This window comes from Azospirillum sp. A26 (genome assembly GCF_042604635.1).
Taxonomy (GTDB): domain Bacteria; phylum Pseudomonadota; class Alphaproteobacteria; order Azospirillales; family Azospirillaceae; genus Azospirillum; species Azospirillum palustre.
This window is the reverse complement of record NZ_CP170472.1, coordinates 934,784-950,398: the sequence shown is the minus strand read 5'-3', so window position 1 is coordinate 950,398 and position 15,615 is coordinate 934,784. Positions and strand designations below refer to the sequence as shown.

The 15,615-nt window shown below is 67.7% G+C and carries 9 protein-coding genes; 4 read left to right on the top strand and 5 right to left on the bottom strand.

Annotation, left to right across the window (positions count from 1 at the left end):
• Nucleotides 1-6 precede the first annotated feature (6 nt).
• From ABNQ39_RS04990 to ABNQ39_RS04980, 3 genes are all read right to left on the bottom strand, one after another.
• A complete protein-coding gene (locus ABNQ39_RS04990) occupies nt 7-939 on the bottom strand; it encodes a transglutaminase family protein (protein WP_376959319.1) in 933 nt (310 codons plus the stop codon).
• A 4-nt stretch (nt 940-943) separates the two neighbouring features.
• A complete protein-coding gene (locus ABNQ39_RS04985) occupies nt 944-3,502 on the bottom strand; it encodes a circularly permuted type 2 ATP-grasp protein (RefSeq protein ID WP_376959318.1) in 2,559 nt (852 codons plus the stop codon).
• A gap of 292 nt (nt 3,503-3,794) precedes the next feature.
• A complete protein-coding gene (locus tag ABNQ39_RS04980) occupies nt 3,795-7,148 on the bottom strand; it encodes a DUF2126 domain-containing protein (protein ID WP_376959317.1) in 3,354 nt (1,117 codons plus the stop codon).
• A gap of 291 nt (nt 7,149-7,439) precedes the next feature.
• On the opposite strand from ABNQ39_RS04980, the gene ABNQ39_RS04975 reads away from it, so the two are divergent.
• On the top strand, nt 7,440-8,327 hold the full coding sequence (locus tag ABNQ39_RS04975; RefSeq protein ID WP_376959316.1) for a hypothetical protein: 888 nt from the start codon (nt 7,440-7,442) through the stop codon (nt 8,325-8,327).
• Nucleotides 8,328-8,358: 31 nt separating this feature from the next.
• Entirely contained in the window at nt 8,359-9,216 is an 858-nt protein-coding gene (locus ABNQ39_RS04970; RefSeq protein WP_376959315.1) for a lysozyme inhibitor LprI family protein, read from the top strand.
• On the opposite strand, the gene ABNQ39_RS04965 is transcribed toward ABNQ39_RS04970, so the two are convergent.
• A complete protein-coding gene (locus tag ABNQ39_RS04965; protein ID WP_376959314.1) occupies nt 9,213-10,109 on the bottom strand; it encodes an aldose 1-epimerase in 897 nt (298 codons plus the stop codon). The genes ABNQ39_RS04970 and ABNQ39_RS04965 overlap by 4 nt on opposite strands.
• Before the next feature lie 327 nt (nt 10,110-10,436).
• Between ABNQ39_RS04965 and ABNQ39_RS04960 the strand changes: the two genes are divergently transcribed.
• On the top strand, nt 10,437-13,052 hold the full coding sequence (locus tag ABNQ39_RS04960; protein WP_376959313.1) for a serine/threonine-protein kinase: 2,616 nt from the start codon (nt 10,437-10,439) through the stop codon (nt 13,050-13,052).
• A gap of 87 nt (nt 13,053-13,139) precedes the next feature.
• Here ABNQ39_RS04960 and ABNQ39_RS04955 read toward each other — a convergent pair whose 3' ends face one another.
• Nucleotides 13,140-13,709, bottom strand: coding sequence for a peptidylprolyl isomerase (locus ABNQ39_RS04955; RefSeq protein ID WP_109446258.1), 570 nt, complete (start codon nt 13,707-13,709; stop codon nt 13,140-13,142).
• Between the two features lie 196 nt (nt 13,710-13,905).
• On the opposite strand from ABNQ39_RS04955, the gene ABNQ39_RS04950 reads away from it, so the two are divergent.
• Nucleotides 13,906-15,615, top strand: a complete 1,710-nt coding sequence (locus ABNQ39_RS04950; RefSeq protein WP_376959312.1) for an intermembrane phospholipid transport protein YdbH family protein — start codon at nt 13,906-13,908, stop codon at nt 15,613-15,615.

Below are 15,615 nucleotides of genomic sequence, written 5' to 3'. Positions count from 1 at the left end.
GCTTTCTCAATCTTCCAGCGGCTCGACGTCCACACTGACGGTCAGGCCATGGCCGGCTCCACCCAGCAGGACGCCGCGGGCCGGGCTGACGTCGTCGTAATCGCGTCCCCAGGCCATGGTGATGAAGTCGCGGTTGGCGATGCAGGCGTTGGTCGGGCAGATGTCGAGCCAGCCGGCGGCGGCCCCGCACCAGACCGAGGCCCAGGCATGGCTGACGTCCGCACCCACCAGCCGCGGCTGGCCGGGCGGGGGCAGGGTGCGCAGATAGCCGGAAACATAGCGTGCCGGCAGTCCGATGGCGCGGGCACAGCCGACGGCGATATGGGCGAAGTCCTGGCAGACGCCGCGGCGGTTGCGCATCACGGCCGCCAGCGGAGTCGCGACCGTGGTTGCCGTGGGATCGAAGGCGAACTCGCGGTTGATGCGGTTCATCAGGTCGGTGGCCGCCGCGACCGCCGGACGGCCCGGCTTGAAGCTTCCCCGGACATAGTCCAGCAGTTCCGGACTGGAGGCGACCAGTGCGCTGTCGAAACAGTATTGCGTGATTTCCGCACCGTCGTCCGGTCCGGTCAGGCCGCGCAGGCTGTCGCGCACATGCTCCCACGGTGGCGAATCGTCGGGCGCCAATGCAGGCGGATCGAACACTTCCACCTCGCTTTCGGCGATGACGGAGAAGGTCCGGTGCGGCTCCTGCACGGCGACGTAGGTGACGGTGTTGCCGAAATAATCCACCCGCTCCGTCCGCACGGCCGGGACCGGGTCTATGGTCAGCAGGCTGCGCCGGATGCGCTGGCGCGGGTGCGGCCGGGCGGTCAGGTGCAGCAGATGGTGGGAGATCGGCACATCCTCGCCATAGTCGTAGGCGGTGGCGTGGCGCAGGCGATAGCGGGTGGAAAGACCGCTGCTGTTGGAAGCGGGAGCGGAGGGCGGAGGCGTCATCGCGTCAGGCCGATCTTGCGAAGGCATGGCTGAAATAGGCGTGAGCCAGGAAATTCGACACGTCCGGCAGCGTCATCGCCAGCGTGTCCAGCAGCGTGCGCAGCGCCTCGCTGGAGGCCATGGCATCGGTGCGTTCCAGGCTGTTGCGCGCGGCGGCGACGATGGCCAGCGCGCCGCCGGTCGGGTCCGTCCCGGTGCCGACGCCCTGGCTGGGCAGCGCCCGCATGTGCCGGTCGAGTGCCGCCAGCTGGAAGGCCAACGCACGGGGGTTGGCTTCCTCGCCCAGCAGCAGGTCCAGCACGGGCGTGCGCAGCACGCTGGTCAGGTGGCGGGCGCGATAGGTCATCACGCTCTCGCCCAGCTCCAGCAGCACCGACAGGGTGGCGGCCTGCATCGGCTCGTCCTGGCGGTCGAGATCGGCGACATGGACCCCGCGCATCAGCGCCACCATATGCAGCGACCGCTCGATCCGCCGGCCGATGTCGAGGAAGCGCCAGCCGGCCCCCCGCGTCATGCTGTCCTGTTCAAGACCGGAGAAGGCGGCCAGCATGATCATCGCGTCGTCCAGCCGCAGCAGCAGCGAGGCCGCGTCCATGCGTCCCTTCGGCTGCTGGGTCTGGCGGTCGATGGCCGACACCACCCGCCACATGTCCATCGACAGGCGGTCGCGCACCGAATAGGCGGTGCGGTGCAGCCTCAGCACCTGGGCACGCAGGCTGTTGGGGTGGTCCGGGTCCGTCACCGCCGCATGCAGCGCATCGCGCAGGCCGCGGCTGGTGCCGCTTTCCGTCACCCGCGCCAGTTCCGCCGGGATCATGCCGAGCGAGCCGAGCAGGTCGAGCAGCGGGCGCTGCTGCAAGGTGGCGCCCGGCATGTTGCTGTCGATCAGGCGGCTTTGCGTTGCGCGCAGCAGGCGCAGCGCCCCCTCCGCCCGTTCGGCATAGCGGCCGAGCCAATAGAGGCCGTCGGCAACGCGGCTGGGCAGGTCGTTGGCGGATGGACGCGCACCGCTGGCCGTCGGTTCCATTGCCAGCGCCGACGGGCGCGGCTGGCCGGATGCCACGTCGGCACGCCGCGGCGCCAGGATCCAGGTATCCTTGCTGCCGCCGCCGCTCTGCATCGACACGACCAGCCGCCCCGATTCGCTTGACACGCGGGTCAGGCCGCCCGGCATCACCGCATAGCCGCCGCTGGGGGTGGCGCAGAGGAAGACGCGCAGCACCAGCGGGCGCGGCTGGAGCCGGCCGTCCTGCCAGACCGGGGCGGTGGAGAGCGCCATCTGCTCCTGCGCCACGAAATACCAGGGGCGGCGCTTGATCCGCTCGGTCAGAGCGGAGCGTTCGGCCGCCGACAGCTGGGCGCCGAAGATCGGCTCGAAGGACAGCGACGGGAAGGCCGGCTTGATCACCAGACCGTCGAGATGGTCGATGACATAGGCGCGCTCCGCATCGTTGCCGCACCACCAGCTGGCGACGCCGGGCAGCCGAAGCTCTTCCCCCAGCAGATGGCGGCACAGCGTCGGCAGCGACGACTTCATCGCCATCGATTCCATCAGGCCGGAGCCGAGGGCATTGGCCATCACGACGGTGCCGGCCCGAACCGCCTCGATCAGCCCGGCGACGCCGAGCGAACTGTCGGCGCGCATCTCCAGCGGGTCGGCGAAATCGGCGTCGAGCCGGCGCAGGATGACGTCCACCTGCTCCAGCCCGGACAGCGTCTTCAGATAGACCGTCCGGTCGCGCACCGTCAGATCCGCCCCCTCCACCAGGGTCAGGCCGAGATAGCGGGCGAGATAGACATGCTCGAAATAGGTTTCGTTGTAGGGGCCGGGGGTCAGCAGCACCACGCGCGGCAATCGCCCGGCGGCACTGGTCCGCGGCGCGATGGAGAAAAGCGTTTCCTTGAAGGTGTCGAAGAAGCCGCTCAGCCGCTCCACCTGGCAATGGCGGAAGCTGTCGGGCAGGACCTTGGCGATCACCGCGCGGTTTTCCAGCGCATAGCCGCTGCCGCTCGGCGCCTGGGTCCGGTCGGACAGCACCCACCAGCGCCCGTCGGGCGCACGGGCGAGATCGACGGCGTAGAAATGCAGATGGACGTCGTTCGGAACCCGGATGCCGTGGACCGCGCGGCGGAAGCCGGGGTCGGCATGGATCACCGACGGCGGCAGCCGGCCATAGCGGGTCAGCGTCTGCGGTCCATAGATGTCGGTCAGGATGGCATTCAGCAGCGACGCCCGCTGGATCAGCCCCGATTCGATGGCCTTCCATTCATGGGCCGGCAGCAGCAGTGGCATCATGTCGAGCGGCCAGGGCCGCTCCATCCCGTTGGGATCGCCGTAGATGTTGTAGGTGACGCCGTTCTGGTGCAGAAGCCGCCGCGCCTCCTCCCAGCGTTGCGCCATCTGTTCGGAGTCGAGCGGCCCCAGCGAACTCATGAAGGTCTGCCAGTGCGGCCGCAACCGGCCCTGGCCGTTCACCATCTCGTCATAGACCGGCCCGGAGCCATAGCCGATGGCGTCGGCCTCGCCGAACAGCGATCCCTGGGTGAAAGGGACCGGCGGCATCCCGGATGGGACCACGGATGCCGGCGCGCGGAATGGCTGATCGGGCTGGGACAAGGTCTGACTGATGCGTATTGCCTATGAAGGAAGCAACAGTCTGAACGTCCCCGCCCGTCGATGCAAGGCTGGTGGGCTTGGGATCCATCCGAAAGAGGAAAGATTCCGTGGCGATCCCGTCATTGATGGATGATCGCAGGCCGATGTCCTGAAACGAAAAAACCGGAGCGCCGCGCAAGGCGACGCTCCGGCTTGCCGGAAATTGCGGACCGATCCGACCTCGTCGGGTCGCCGGGACTCAGCCCCGCCGCAGATCCAGCGTCATCGGGAATTGCGGGTTGCGTTCCTCCGCCGGGCTGTCCATCGGGCCGGGGGTGTGGCCGAAGGGGAAGAAGCGGGCCAGACGGCGCCCTTCCGCCTCGTTGGCATTGACCGGGAAAGTCTCGTAGTTGCGTCCGCCCGGATGCATGACGTGATAGGTGCAGCCGCCGATGGACCGGCCGGCCCAGCTGTCCAGGATGTCGAAAATCAGCGGGGTGTGGACCGGAATCGTCGGATGCAGGCAGGAGGGCGGCTGCCAAGCGCGGTAGCGCACACCGCCGACGAACTCGCCCTCCACCCCGGTCGGGATCAGCGGCACGCGCCGGCCGTTGCAGGTGATGACATGGCGGGCGTCGATCAGGCCGCTGACGCGGACCTGCACCCGCTCCACCGAGCTGTCGACATAGCGCACCGTGCCGCCGCCGCCCGGTTCCTCGCCCAGGACGTGCCAGGGCTCCAGCGCCATGCGCAGTTCCATGGTGATGCCGCGCTGGTTGACATGGCCATAGACCGGGAAGCGGAAGTTGAAGTGCGGCGCGAACCAGCTGTCCTCCAGCGGATAGCCATGGTCGCGCAGATCCAGCAGTACGTCAGCCATGTCCTGCTGGAGGAAGTGCGGCAGCATGAAGCGGTCGTGCAGGTCGGTGCCCCAGCGCACCAGACGGCCCTTGTAGGGATGCTTCCAGAAGCGCGCGACCAGCGCCCGCATCAGAAGCTGCTGGGTCAGGCTCATCTCCGCATGCGGCGGCATCTCGAAGGCGCGGAACTCGACAAGGCCGAGGCGGCCGGTGGAGCTGTCCGGCGAATAGAGCTTGTCGATGCAGAACTCCGCCCGGTGGGTGTTGCCCTGCACGTCGACCAGCAGGTTGCGCAGCACCCGGTCGACCAGCCAGGGCGGGCAGTTGCCGCTCGCCGCCGCCTGATCGATCTGGTTGAAGGCGATCTCCAGCTCATAGAGCTGGTCGTCGCGCGCCTCGTCCACCCGCGGCGCCTGGCTGGTCGGGCCGATGAACAGGCCGGAGAAGACGTAGGACAGGGCAGGGTGGTTCTGCCAGTAGGTGATCAGGCTGCGCAGCAGGTCGGGGCGGCGCAGGAAGGGGCTGTCGGCCGCGGTGGCGCCGCCCATCACCACATGGTTGCCGCCGCCGGTGCCGCAATGGCGCCCGTCGATCATGAACTTCTCCGCCCCCAGGCGGGACTGGCGCGCATCCTCGTACAGGGTGATGGTGTTGCGCACCAGATCGTCCCAGCTGTGGGCCGGGTGGATGTTCACCTCGATCACGCCGGGGTCCGGTGTCACGGCCAGCGAGTTCAGCCGCGGGTCCTTCGGCGGCTGGTAGCCCTCGATGACCACCGGCATATCCAGCTCGACCGCCGTCGCCTCGATCTCCGCCAGCATCGCCAGATAGTCCTCCAGCGTGCTCATCGGCGGCATGAACAGGTGCAGGCGGCCGTTGCGCGCCTCGCAGCTCAGGGCGGTGCGCACCACCCACCAGGCCGACTTGCCGTCCTCCGGCAGCTCGTCGCGGATTTCCGCCATGATGCGCTGGCGTTGGGCGATCCGCTTGTCGGTGTGGACGCCGCGGTCGGATTCCTGAACGGCGCCGCGGATCTCCTGCCGGCGCTGCACCGGATGCGGCGGCAAGGGGCCGCGATCCTCGAACGGGTCGGTTTCCCAGGCATAGGGATAGTCGGATTTCGACACCCAGGGCAGGGACCCCAGCGGCAGGCGGTAGCCGACCGGGCTGTCGCCGGGGATCAGCAGCAGCTTTTCCTGGCGCAGCGGCCATGTGCTGGAGAGCCAGACCGGGCCCTGCTGGGTCATGCGGCGGTTGATCGGCATGACGAAGCCCACCGGCTCCGCCAGGCCGCGGGTGAAGATGCGGGTCAGCCGTTCCCGCTCCTCCTTGTCCTCCAGCTTGCTGTTCAGCGGATCGACATTGATGGGAAGCTGCGATTCCTTGCGCAGGTAGTGCCACGGATCCTCATAGGCGCCGAGCACCAGATTCGGGTCGAGGCCCAACCGCTTCGCCAGCGCCATCAGGAAGACGCCGGCATCCTGGGCCGTGTGGCCGTAATCGGTGTCCTCGCGCGCCAGAAGGTCGCTGTTCGCCCACAGCGCCTCACCATCGCGGCGCCAATAGACGGTCATCGCCCAACGCGGCAGCGATTCGCCAGGATACCATTTGCCCTGGCCGAAATGCAGCAGCCCCCCGGGGGCGAAGCGCGCCATCATCCGATGGATCAGGTCGGCGGCCATCCTGCGCTTTTGCGGACCGAGCGCCGTCGTGTTCCATTCCGCGCCGTCCATGTCGTCGATGGACACGAAGGTCGGCTCGCCACCCATGGTCAGGCGGACATCCTCGGCCTTCAGATCCTCGTCGACGCGGTGGCCCAGCGCCTCGATGGCCGCCCATTGCTGCGGGCTGTAGGGCTTGGTGACGCGCGGCGCCTCGTAGATGCGGGTGACCGACATCTCATGGCCGAACTCGACCTCCGCCTCATCGACGAGGCCGGAGATGGGAGCGGCGGAAGAGGCATCGGGGGTACAGGCCAGTGGGATGTGCCCTTCACCCGCCAGCAGGCCGGAGGTCGGATCCAGCCCGACCCAGCCGGCACCGGGGAGGAACACCTCCACCCAGGCATGCAGGTCGGTGAAGTCGCTTTCCGGACCGGACGGGCCGTCCAGCGCCTTCTGGTCGGCGGTCAGCTGGATCAGGTAGCCGGAGACGAAGCGGGTGGCGAGCCCGAGGTGACGCAGGATCTGCACCAGCAGCCAGGCCGAATCGCGGCAGGACCCGGTGCGCTTGCTCAGCGTCTCCGCACAGCTCTGGATGCCGGGTTCCAGCCGGATGACGTAGCCGATGTCCTGCTGAAGCCGTTGGTTCACCGCCACCAGGAAGTCGATGGTCGGCGTCTTGTCCCGCGGAATGTCCGTCAGGTAGGCGGTCAGTTCCGGACCCGGCTCCTCCGTCTCCAGATAGGGGCGCAACTCGCGTTGCAGCCAGTCCTCGTAGGCGAAGGGGATGTGGCTCGCCTTCTCCTCCAGGAAGAAGTCGAACGGGTTGATCGCGGCGATCTCGGCGACCAGATCGACCTCGACGACGAACTCGCGGGTCTTTTCCGGGAAAACGAAGCGCGCCTGGAAATTCGATTGCGGATCCTGCTGCCAGTTCAGGAAATGCTGCTTGGGCGTGACCTTCAGGGAATAGCTGAGGATCGGTGTCCGGCAATGGGGCGCCGGGCGCAGCCGGATGATCTGGGGGCCGAGGGAGACCGGCCGGTCGTAGCGATAGATCGTCTTGTGGTTCAGCGCGACGTGGATCGCCATTGAAAACCCCGCCTCATGCCTGTTCGATGATGTTCGCGCCATGGTTTGGTCCAGGGTCGCCACCGCAACGGTAACACCGATAAATCCGCCCCGACAGGGTGCCACGGTGCCGATCCTACCGCAGTTGCGAAAAAGTCACGAAGTTGCCTGTGACGCGCGCTGCGGCTTTCTTCCGTTCGCGTTACCCTTTATATCCTAAGCGAACGGGCTGGCGTTGCGACGGGGATTCGCGTCTGGATGGTGTCGGTGGCGGCTTTTTCATCAACGGGCGGCAACCGGGGTTCCGGCGGTGTGGGCGACGCGGGTCCGGGCGGCGCCGGGCGGGGAGTCATCACCGGCAAATATTTCAATTTCAAGCCGCTGCCGCCTCCGGCCGACATCCTCGGCAACCCGCTGGTCGTTCCCAACCTGCCGACGCACAAGCTGCCGAAAGAGACCTTCGGCAGCCGGGTGAAGCGGTTTCTAGCCCGGATGAATCTGGGAAGCCAGTCGGCGGAGACCCGCCTGCGCTGGAAGCTGTATGACACCATCCAGGCGACGATGGCGTCGCTGTCGCCCGCGGTCACGCTGGTTGCGGAGAAGCGGGCGCCGGCAAAGAGCAGGAAGCTGTCGGTTCCCATTGTCGTCGTGCGCCATCCCTATCACCTGCGCCACGTGTTCGAGATGCTGCCGAACATCCCCGACACCCACGCGGCGGAACGGCGTTTTCTTGAGCTGCTGATGACCCGTGCGCTGAAGCGCTACGGCGAGCAGATGGCGCTGATCAAAGGCAGCCCCTTCTCCTTCGAGCATGAGGCACGGGAGTATTTTTTCGCCGGTTTTCGGCTGGAAAAGCAGATCAAGAAGGTCAACAGTCCCGACGAGCGCTTCGCCGCGTTGCAAGCCATCCATACCAGCTATTTCCACGGCCGCAATTATTACTATTTCGCTCTGCTGCGGCGGGAAAAGCTGGCGCCCGACAACAAGCTGTTCATGCTGTTCGCCCGAGCCGTCTATTTCATGGCTCGTGTCGACTGGAATGGCGAGCTGCTGGACAAGCCCAACCCGCGCATGCTGCCCAGCCGCGACGACATGCTGTTTTTCGTGGAGCGTGACAAGTCGGTCGTGACGCGCTATCGCACCGACCAGGATTTCCAGCGTCAGGTCAAGGCCGTGCTGGAGGCTTTCCCCGCTTCGTGACGTCCCGTTTCCCCATCCAAGGTTTCCTGCGATGCGCGCCCTGTCCCTGGTTGGCGGTTTTCTGGCTGCCGGCTCCTTGCTCTCGGTCATGACCGCGGTCCCCGCCCTTTCGGCTTCGGCGGACACCCCGTCGCCCGAAGCGGCGGCTCCGGCTGCGCCCGCCTGCGACGCGGCGGAGACGCCGGTGGCGCAGCTGATGTGCCGCGATCCGAAGCTTGCGGAAGCCAGTGCGGCGATGGACGCCGCGCTGGCGGCGCTGGGGACCACCACCGACGACACCGGGCGCGCGGCGATTGCGGATGCCCAGACCGTCTGGCGGGCACGCCGGGACGAGGCCTGTCAGGTGACCGCGGCCGATCTTGCCGACTCGAAGGCCAGCAAGACCCGCAGCGATTGCCTGTTGCGCGTTCTTCGCCAGCGCACGGCCGCGCTGGAAACGGAGCGTCAGGCGCGCTCGCATCCGGTCGGCGACCTGCCGCTGTCCGTCACCGGTGCCGCCGCCCGCCGGTTCGACGCACCCGAGCCGCACATCCCAGCGTTCAGCCGCAAGGTGGCGCTTTCGACCCTTACCGGCCGCTGGGCCAAGGCCAATCCGACCGACCGCGCCGCCATCGACGATTGCCGCAGCTCCTATCTGGAGATCGGGGCAGACCGCGGCCTGCACGCGGTGGATGCGCGGCTGCCGCAGTTTCCGCTGAACGGCACGCTGGCGGCCGACGGCGATCCGCTCCGGGGGGTAGCGCTCCTCCCCGCCGGTCCGGCGGAAGGCACACCGGCTCCCCTGGCGACCCTGCGGCTGTTGCCGGCCGATTCGCCGCGCCTCGACCGGCTGATCCTGCGCATGCAGCCGCCGGCGACCTTCGCCGCTGAATTCGTGCGCTGCCGCTAAAGCCGCGACAACAGGAAACGGACGGTCAAGGACAGCCGTTCTCCCGGCGGCAGGGCGATCACGCCGGCGTCGGGCTCCTGCGGGCGGTTCAGCGCGTCGGTCATGTGGGTGACCGGCTCCAGGCACAGGTAGGGCTCTTCCGCCGGCGCATAGACGATCAGGTGAGCGGCCGGCCCGTCGGCGAGCATGGTCAGGCGCAGCCGCTCCTGCGGGCGGTCGAGCGTCGCCGAACCGTTCCAACCGGTGAAGCCGTTGTCCAGCGCCACACGGTCCATCGTCACACCGTGGCGGAAATCCCAGGCCGGGGGCAGCGGGCGCTTGCGGCAGGGCAGGATGGTCTCGTCATTCTCCCACATGCTGCCGACATCGGCGGTCACCCGGCTGCCCGGCGTCTTGACGAAATAGGGGTGCAGGCCCAACCCGGCCGGCATGTCGCTGTCGGCCTCGTTGATGAGGTCCAGGGTGACGGTCAGCCCCTCGCCGTCCAGCGCCACGGTCTGCGCCGCGCGATAGCTCCAGGGCCAATCGTCCCCCCGGTGGGTGAAGCCCATCCGCAAGGCATCGTCGGTCACAGCCTCGACGTTCCATGGGGTGGACCAGCCATGGCCGTGGATGCGGTGCGGCGATCCGGGATCGGTCGCCAGTCTCACCTCGCGCCCCTGGAAGACGAACCGGCCGCCGCCGATGCGGTTGGAAAAGGGGACCAGGGGAAAACAGGCCATGTCGGGGGCGAAATCGCCGGCCAGCGCCCGGTCGGACGCCCGCCGGAACAGCTCCACCGGACCATCGGGGGTGGACAGGCTCCAACTCGCCAGCGAGCCACCGCAGTGGGGGGCCGCTGTGAGGGTCATCGGCCCGTGTCGCAACGCGATGATGGTGCCGTTCCGGATCATGCGTTTCTCCCATCGTCAGCGTTCCGATTTTTTATCGCACATGCGAAGAGCGAAGGGAACGGGCCCCGCAGTCAACAGGCCGCATGGCGCAATGCTGACACAACTCTTGTGTTTTTGATGAAAAATGCGGGTATCGTACACCCGTCATTTACCCTCGCTGCGCAACCATGCTTCTCCGGCGGTATGGTCCGGCGGCACGCCGGCTCGATCGACAACGCAGGCGCGGCGCCATTGTTGCGCCCCGGCTGTCCCGTCCGCCATCTGATGGAAAGGCTCGGAGTGTCCAGTCCCCAGTTCAGCCGTGCAACACCGACACCCCATCCGGCCATGGCTATGCTCGATGAGGCGGAGCTGTGCGGCGCGCTGGCGGATTACCAGGCGCTGCCGGCACGTCTGGTGATCGGGGTGGCGCTGCGGTCGTACCTGGACCCGCTGCTTCTGACGCCGACGGAGTTGATCCATCTCGCCAAACCGCTGAAATCCTGTCTGGAGCAAGGCTCCCTGGTCGAGGCGGCCATCACCAGGATCGCGACGATCCAGGCACGCGCGCCGGGGCAGGATCTTCAGCTTCGCCGCCGCGCCATCCGCGCAGCGGTGGACGAGAGCTGGGCGAAGGCCAGGGTCGCCCAGCTTGCCTTCGCCGCCATGCCACGCGGCCGCACCTCCGTCGACTGGCTGCTGTCCCAGGGGAGCAAGACACCGACCGGCGATGCGGATTACGACCTGCGCGTCGCCATCGGCCTGGAGCTTGTCGACCTCAAGACCTGGAACGGCAAGCTGGATCGGCTGCTGGAACTGCACCAGTGGGATCGGGATGAACGGCTGGCCGCGGCCGTCGATGGGGTGATCGGCGATATCCTGGCCTCTTCCGCGGCAGCTGCGGAGCTGTTCGGCGCCAATTTGCTGCCCGGCACGCTGCTGGGAACCCTGTGCGACCTGTTGTTCGGCCGGATCGGCATGGAGGCCATCGGGCCGAACCGCGTCGGCGTGCTGAACGCCCTGTTCCGCCAGAACAAGCTTCCCCAGGCGAAGGCCGCGGTGCTCGACCGCATCCGCCGCCAGTTGAAGGCGCCCCAGCCGCTGGGCCGTGGCGCCTTCGATCAGGAGGCGGAGATGCTGAAGACGCTGGTCGGCCATCTGCTGACCCGCGACGGGCTGATCGGCGGTGCCGCGATGGCCGATGCATTGACCGTACGCTACTCGCGCCGGTTGGAGCAGGGTGGGGCCAGCGCCTATCGCCGGTCGATCGTCGGGCTTGGCGAGGGGCAGTCGGACCTGATCTGCCGCATCCATTACCTGACCCGCGTCGCCGCGGCTCCCGCCGCCGAACGGCATACCGACGAGATCGTCGCCTCGCTGGAGGCGGCCGTCTGCAACGAGCTGCTGATCGAGAACATGCTGGTGCAGACGCCCGACACGGCTCTGCTGGAGCGGGATTTCGTCCGCGCGCTGGCAGCGATCCGCTCCGCTCCGCTGCCGGCCGACACTTGTGAGCGGATCGCCGCAAAAGCCGAACGGTCGGTGGACGATTATGTGAAGACCGGCCAGCTTGCCGTCCGCCTGCGGCAGGTGGAACCGGTCCTGCGCCGCCGCACAGTCCGGCTGGCGGAGGTCGCCTGCTCGGGCCTGATCCGCGAGGATGGGGCACTGCCGCTGATCCGCCAGCACATCCTTGAGATCGTCCGCCAACCGCAGTTCCAGGCCGAGCTTGCCCAGCCGGAGAGCGAGGTCGCCCAGGCCGAGGTCCGGCGTCTGTTGGAACTGCTGGACCGGCTGCGCCAGTTGGCGACGGCACCAGCCCCTCCACCCGTCCTGCCGCCTGCTTTTCCGGTAGCCGTGCAGCCCACCGTGGATGTGGCGCAGCTTTCGCCCCAGGGACCTCCGCCGAAAGGCATGCGCGGTGCCGAAACCATCCTTCACCCGGTCAGCCGCCAGCCGGCAGGAACGGCATCGTCGAAGCCGGCTTCCGGGGTGAGACCCGGCCTTTGTCCAAGTTGCTACGCGATCCAAGGGAGCGCCGGCACCTGTGTCGCCTGCGGTTTCCCGGAAAAGTCCGACAACCGGCCGGGCGTGCATCTCGTGCCCGGCACGCTGCTGCATGGCCGCTACAGGGCCGGGAGGGTGCTGGGGCAGGGCGGATTCGGCGCAACATATCTGGGCTGGGACGACCGATTGCAGGTGAAGGTGGCGATCAAGGAATATTACCCGGCCACCCTGATCGCCCGGATCCCCAACGCCGCCGCCGTTTCCCCTTTCTCGGACGAACATGCGGAGACCTTCGCCGCCGGTCTGGAGAAATTCCTGGAGGAGGCGCGGACGCTCGCCCGGCTGCGCGACGTGCGCGAGATCGTCGGTGTCCAGGATTTCTTCGAGGAGAACGGCACCGCCTATCTGGTCATGGAGCTGCTGGAGGGCCGCACCATGAAGAAGTATCTGGTCGACAGCGGCGGACGCATCGACGTGAAGCGGACCCTGGCCGTGGTGATGCCGATCGCCAAGGCCTTGCAGGCCATCCACGACCAGGGGCTGATCCATCGCGACATCAGCCCAGACAACATCTTCCTGACCAATGGCGGCGACCGCAAGCTGCTGGACTTCGGTGCTGCGCGGCAGACCGCCCGTCCGGGGGCCGGCATGACCGTGATCCTCAAGCCGGGCTATGCCCCGCCGGAGCAATATTCCAATGAGGGGCGGCAAGGCCCCTGGTCCGACGTCTATGCGCTCTGCGCCACCATCTATCTGGCGCTGACCGGCCGTACGCCGCCAGACGCCACCGCCCGCTTCATGAACGACAAGGTGCCGAGGCCGTCGGAACTGGGGGTGGCGCTGGCACCCGGATTCGAGAAGGTGCTTCTGTCGGGGCTGTCCATGCGCTGGCAGGACCGGCCGCAATCGATGAAGGATCTGCTGCGGGCCATGACCAGCGCGCTGTCCGGCGGCTGACGCCGGAATCTGCGTTCGGAATCGGCGGGCAAGAAAAAAGGGACCGGCGAACCGGTCCCTTTTTTTCGGTCGGCTGATGCGGCGACGTTACTTCGCGTCGGCAGCGACCTGCATCTTGATGATCTTGTCCGGGTTCGAGACCTGACCGTTGCGGGCCTGATCGCCCTTCTTGATCATGTCAACGAACTCCATGCCTTCGACCACGCGGCCCCAGACGGTGTACTGGCGGTCCAGGAACTGGGACGGGGCGAAGCAGATGAAGAACTGGCTGTCGGCGCTGTTCGGATCCTGCGCACGGGCCATCGACAGGGTGCCGCGGATGTGCGGGGTGCTGGAGAACTCCGCCTTCAGCTTCTGGCCGGAGCCGCCCATGCCGGTGCCGGTCGGGTCGCCGGTCTGGGCCATGAAGCCGTCGATGACGCGGTGGAAGACGACGCCGTTGTAGAAGCCCTGGCGGGTCAGTTCCTTGATGCGGGCGACGTGGTTCGGCGCCAGGTCGGGCCGCAGTTCGATCACCACGCGACCGTCCTTGAGGTCGAGGTAAATGGTGTTTTCCGGATCCAAGGCCTTCGCCTCCCCTTGAGAAACTGTAAAGAACGAGACAGTGAAGATTGTGGCGAACAGTGCCGCCAGCAATGCGCGGGTCCACCGCTTCATGCGAAACACTCCGATGAGCCGAAATCCGCGCCCCGGACCATAGGGGAAAAGCGGCGGAATGCAAAGCCGCGCTGGCGGAGAGTTGAACCGGTCGGCCAATCGGTCGGCTGGCCGGCCGGTCTGCCACCCGAAAGATCCGCCAAAGGTCACGGATGACGGCCGCTCGTCCGGGTGTTCATCCGGGCGTGGACGTGGCATGCCGGTCCTGACGATCGGACGGGAAGGGGCGGGGGCATTGAGGCTGGGTCGGGCGATAGCGGGGACGGCGGCAGTGGCGGTGACGCTTGGCGTCGTCGGGCTGGGCGGGGTGATCCTGGCCGGACCGGCGCTGATCGGCGCCACTGCGACCGAAATGCTGCGCGGGACCGGCTTCACCGGTGCCACGGTAACCGTCACCGGACTGCGCATCGCCGACGGGTGGCAGGGGCTGCGGCTGGAGATCACCGGCGACAGCGGCCCGCTCGAGGCTGCGGCCAAGGCGCTGGATTTGCCGATGTCGGGCCGGCTGATCCTGTCCGGTGCGCTGGTGGTCGGGATGGATGGCGGCGCCGTGACCGTCACCCCCGACAGCTGCCTGCCGGCCAAGGCGGAAGGGCTGACGGTTTCCGGCCAGCGTCTCGACCTGCCGCAGGGGGCGACGCTGTGCGCCGTGCAGAAGGGTGAGCTTCTGCGCTGGGCGTCCGGCTCCATGACCGTCACGGCAGAACTGCAAGCGCCGCGGCTCGACATGCCGACGAGCGGTCTGCGGGCCGAACAGGTCGTACTGCGGCTGGGGCAGGAGGGCACCGGACGGCGGTCGGACGCCACCGTCGCGCGGTTGACCAACACAGCCAAGCCGGCACCCGTCGTGCCGCTGGCCGTCACCATGCAGGCGGTTCAGGCGGGGGAGGGTCCGTGGACCATCGACGGCACCGCCAAGGGCGCAAACGGTCTTCTCACGGTCAGTATGAACGGAACCTATGACCAGACCGCCGGCACCGGGCGGCTGGAGGCGGTGGCGAAGCCGATCCGCCTCGCCGAGAACGGCCCCGGTCTCGCTGCCATCTCGCCGTTGGGAGCCACCTTCCTGGAAAAAGCGTCCGGCACGCTATCGGGCAAGGCGACGCTTTCCCTGACCCCCAAGGGCCTGTCCACGACCGGTCAGGCGGTGGTCAAGGGCTTGGCCGGCGCCGCGGGTCCGGTGACGGTTGCCGGCGTCAGCGGTACGGTCGCCCTGTCCAGCCTGTCGCCGCCGGTGATCCCGGTCGGGCAGAAGCTGTCCATCGGCCTGCTGGATGTCGGCATTCCGCTGACCGACGGGACGCTGCTGTTCGGTTACGGCCGCGACGGGCGTCTCGATGTCGACCAGGCGGAGTGGCGCTGGGCCGGCGGCACGCTGCATGCCGACCCGTTCGAACTGTCACCCGACAAGCCGAAGGGGACGGTCACCCTGCACGCCGACGGCATCGATGCCGCAAAGCTGCTGGAATTGATTGCCGTGGATGGGCTGGAGGCAAGCGGCAAGCTGGCCGGCACCCTTCCCGTGGTCCTCGCCGGCGATACGGTCACGTTGAACGGCGGTGTCCTCGAATCGGCGGGCCCCGGCACGCTGCGTTACGACCCCGCCCAGCCGCCATCTGGCCTGAAGGGGGAGGAGGGCAGCCCGACCGCCATGCTGATGGGGGCATTGACCGACTTCCATTACGAAAGCCTGAGGATCACCATCGACGGACAGGCCGGCGGCGAACTCAGCGCCGGCTTCTCCCTGCGCGGGGCCAACCCGTCATTCTACGATGGCTATCCAGTTGCGCTTAACCTTAAGCTGTCCGGCGCGCTCGACCGGATTCTGCGCCAGAACCTCGACGTCTACCGGATTCCCGACACGTTGCGGGAGCGGATGACCGGCTCCGACCAGAAGGACCACTGA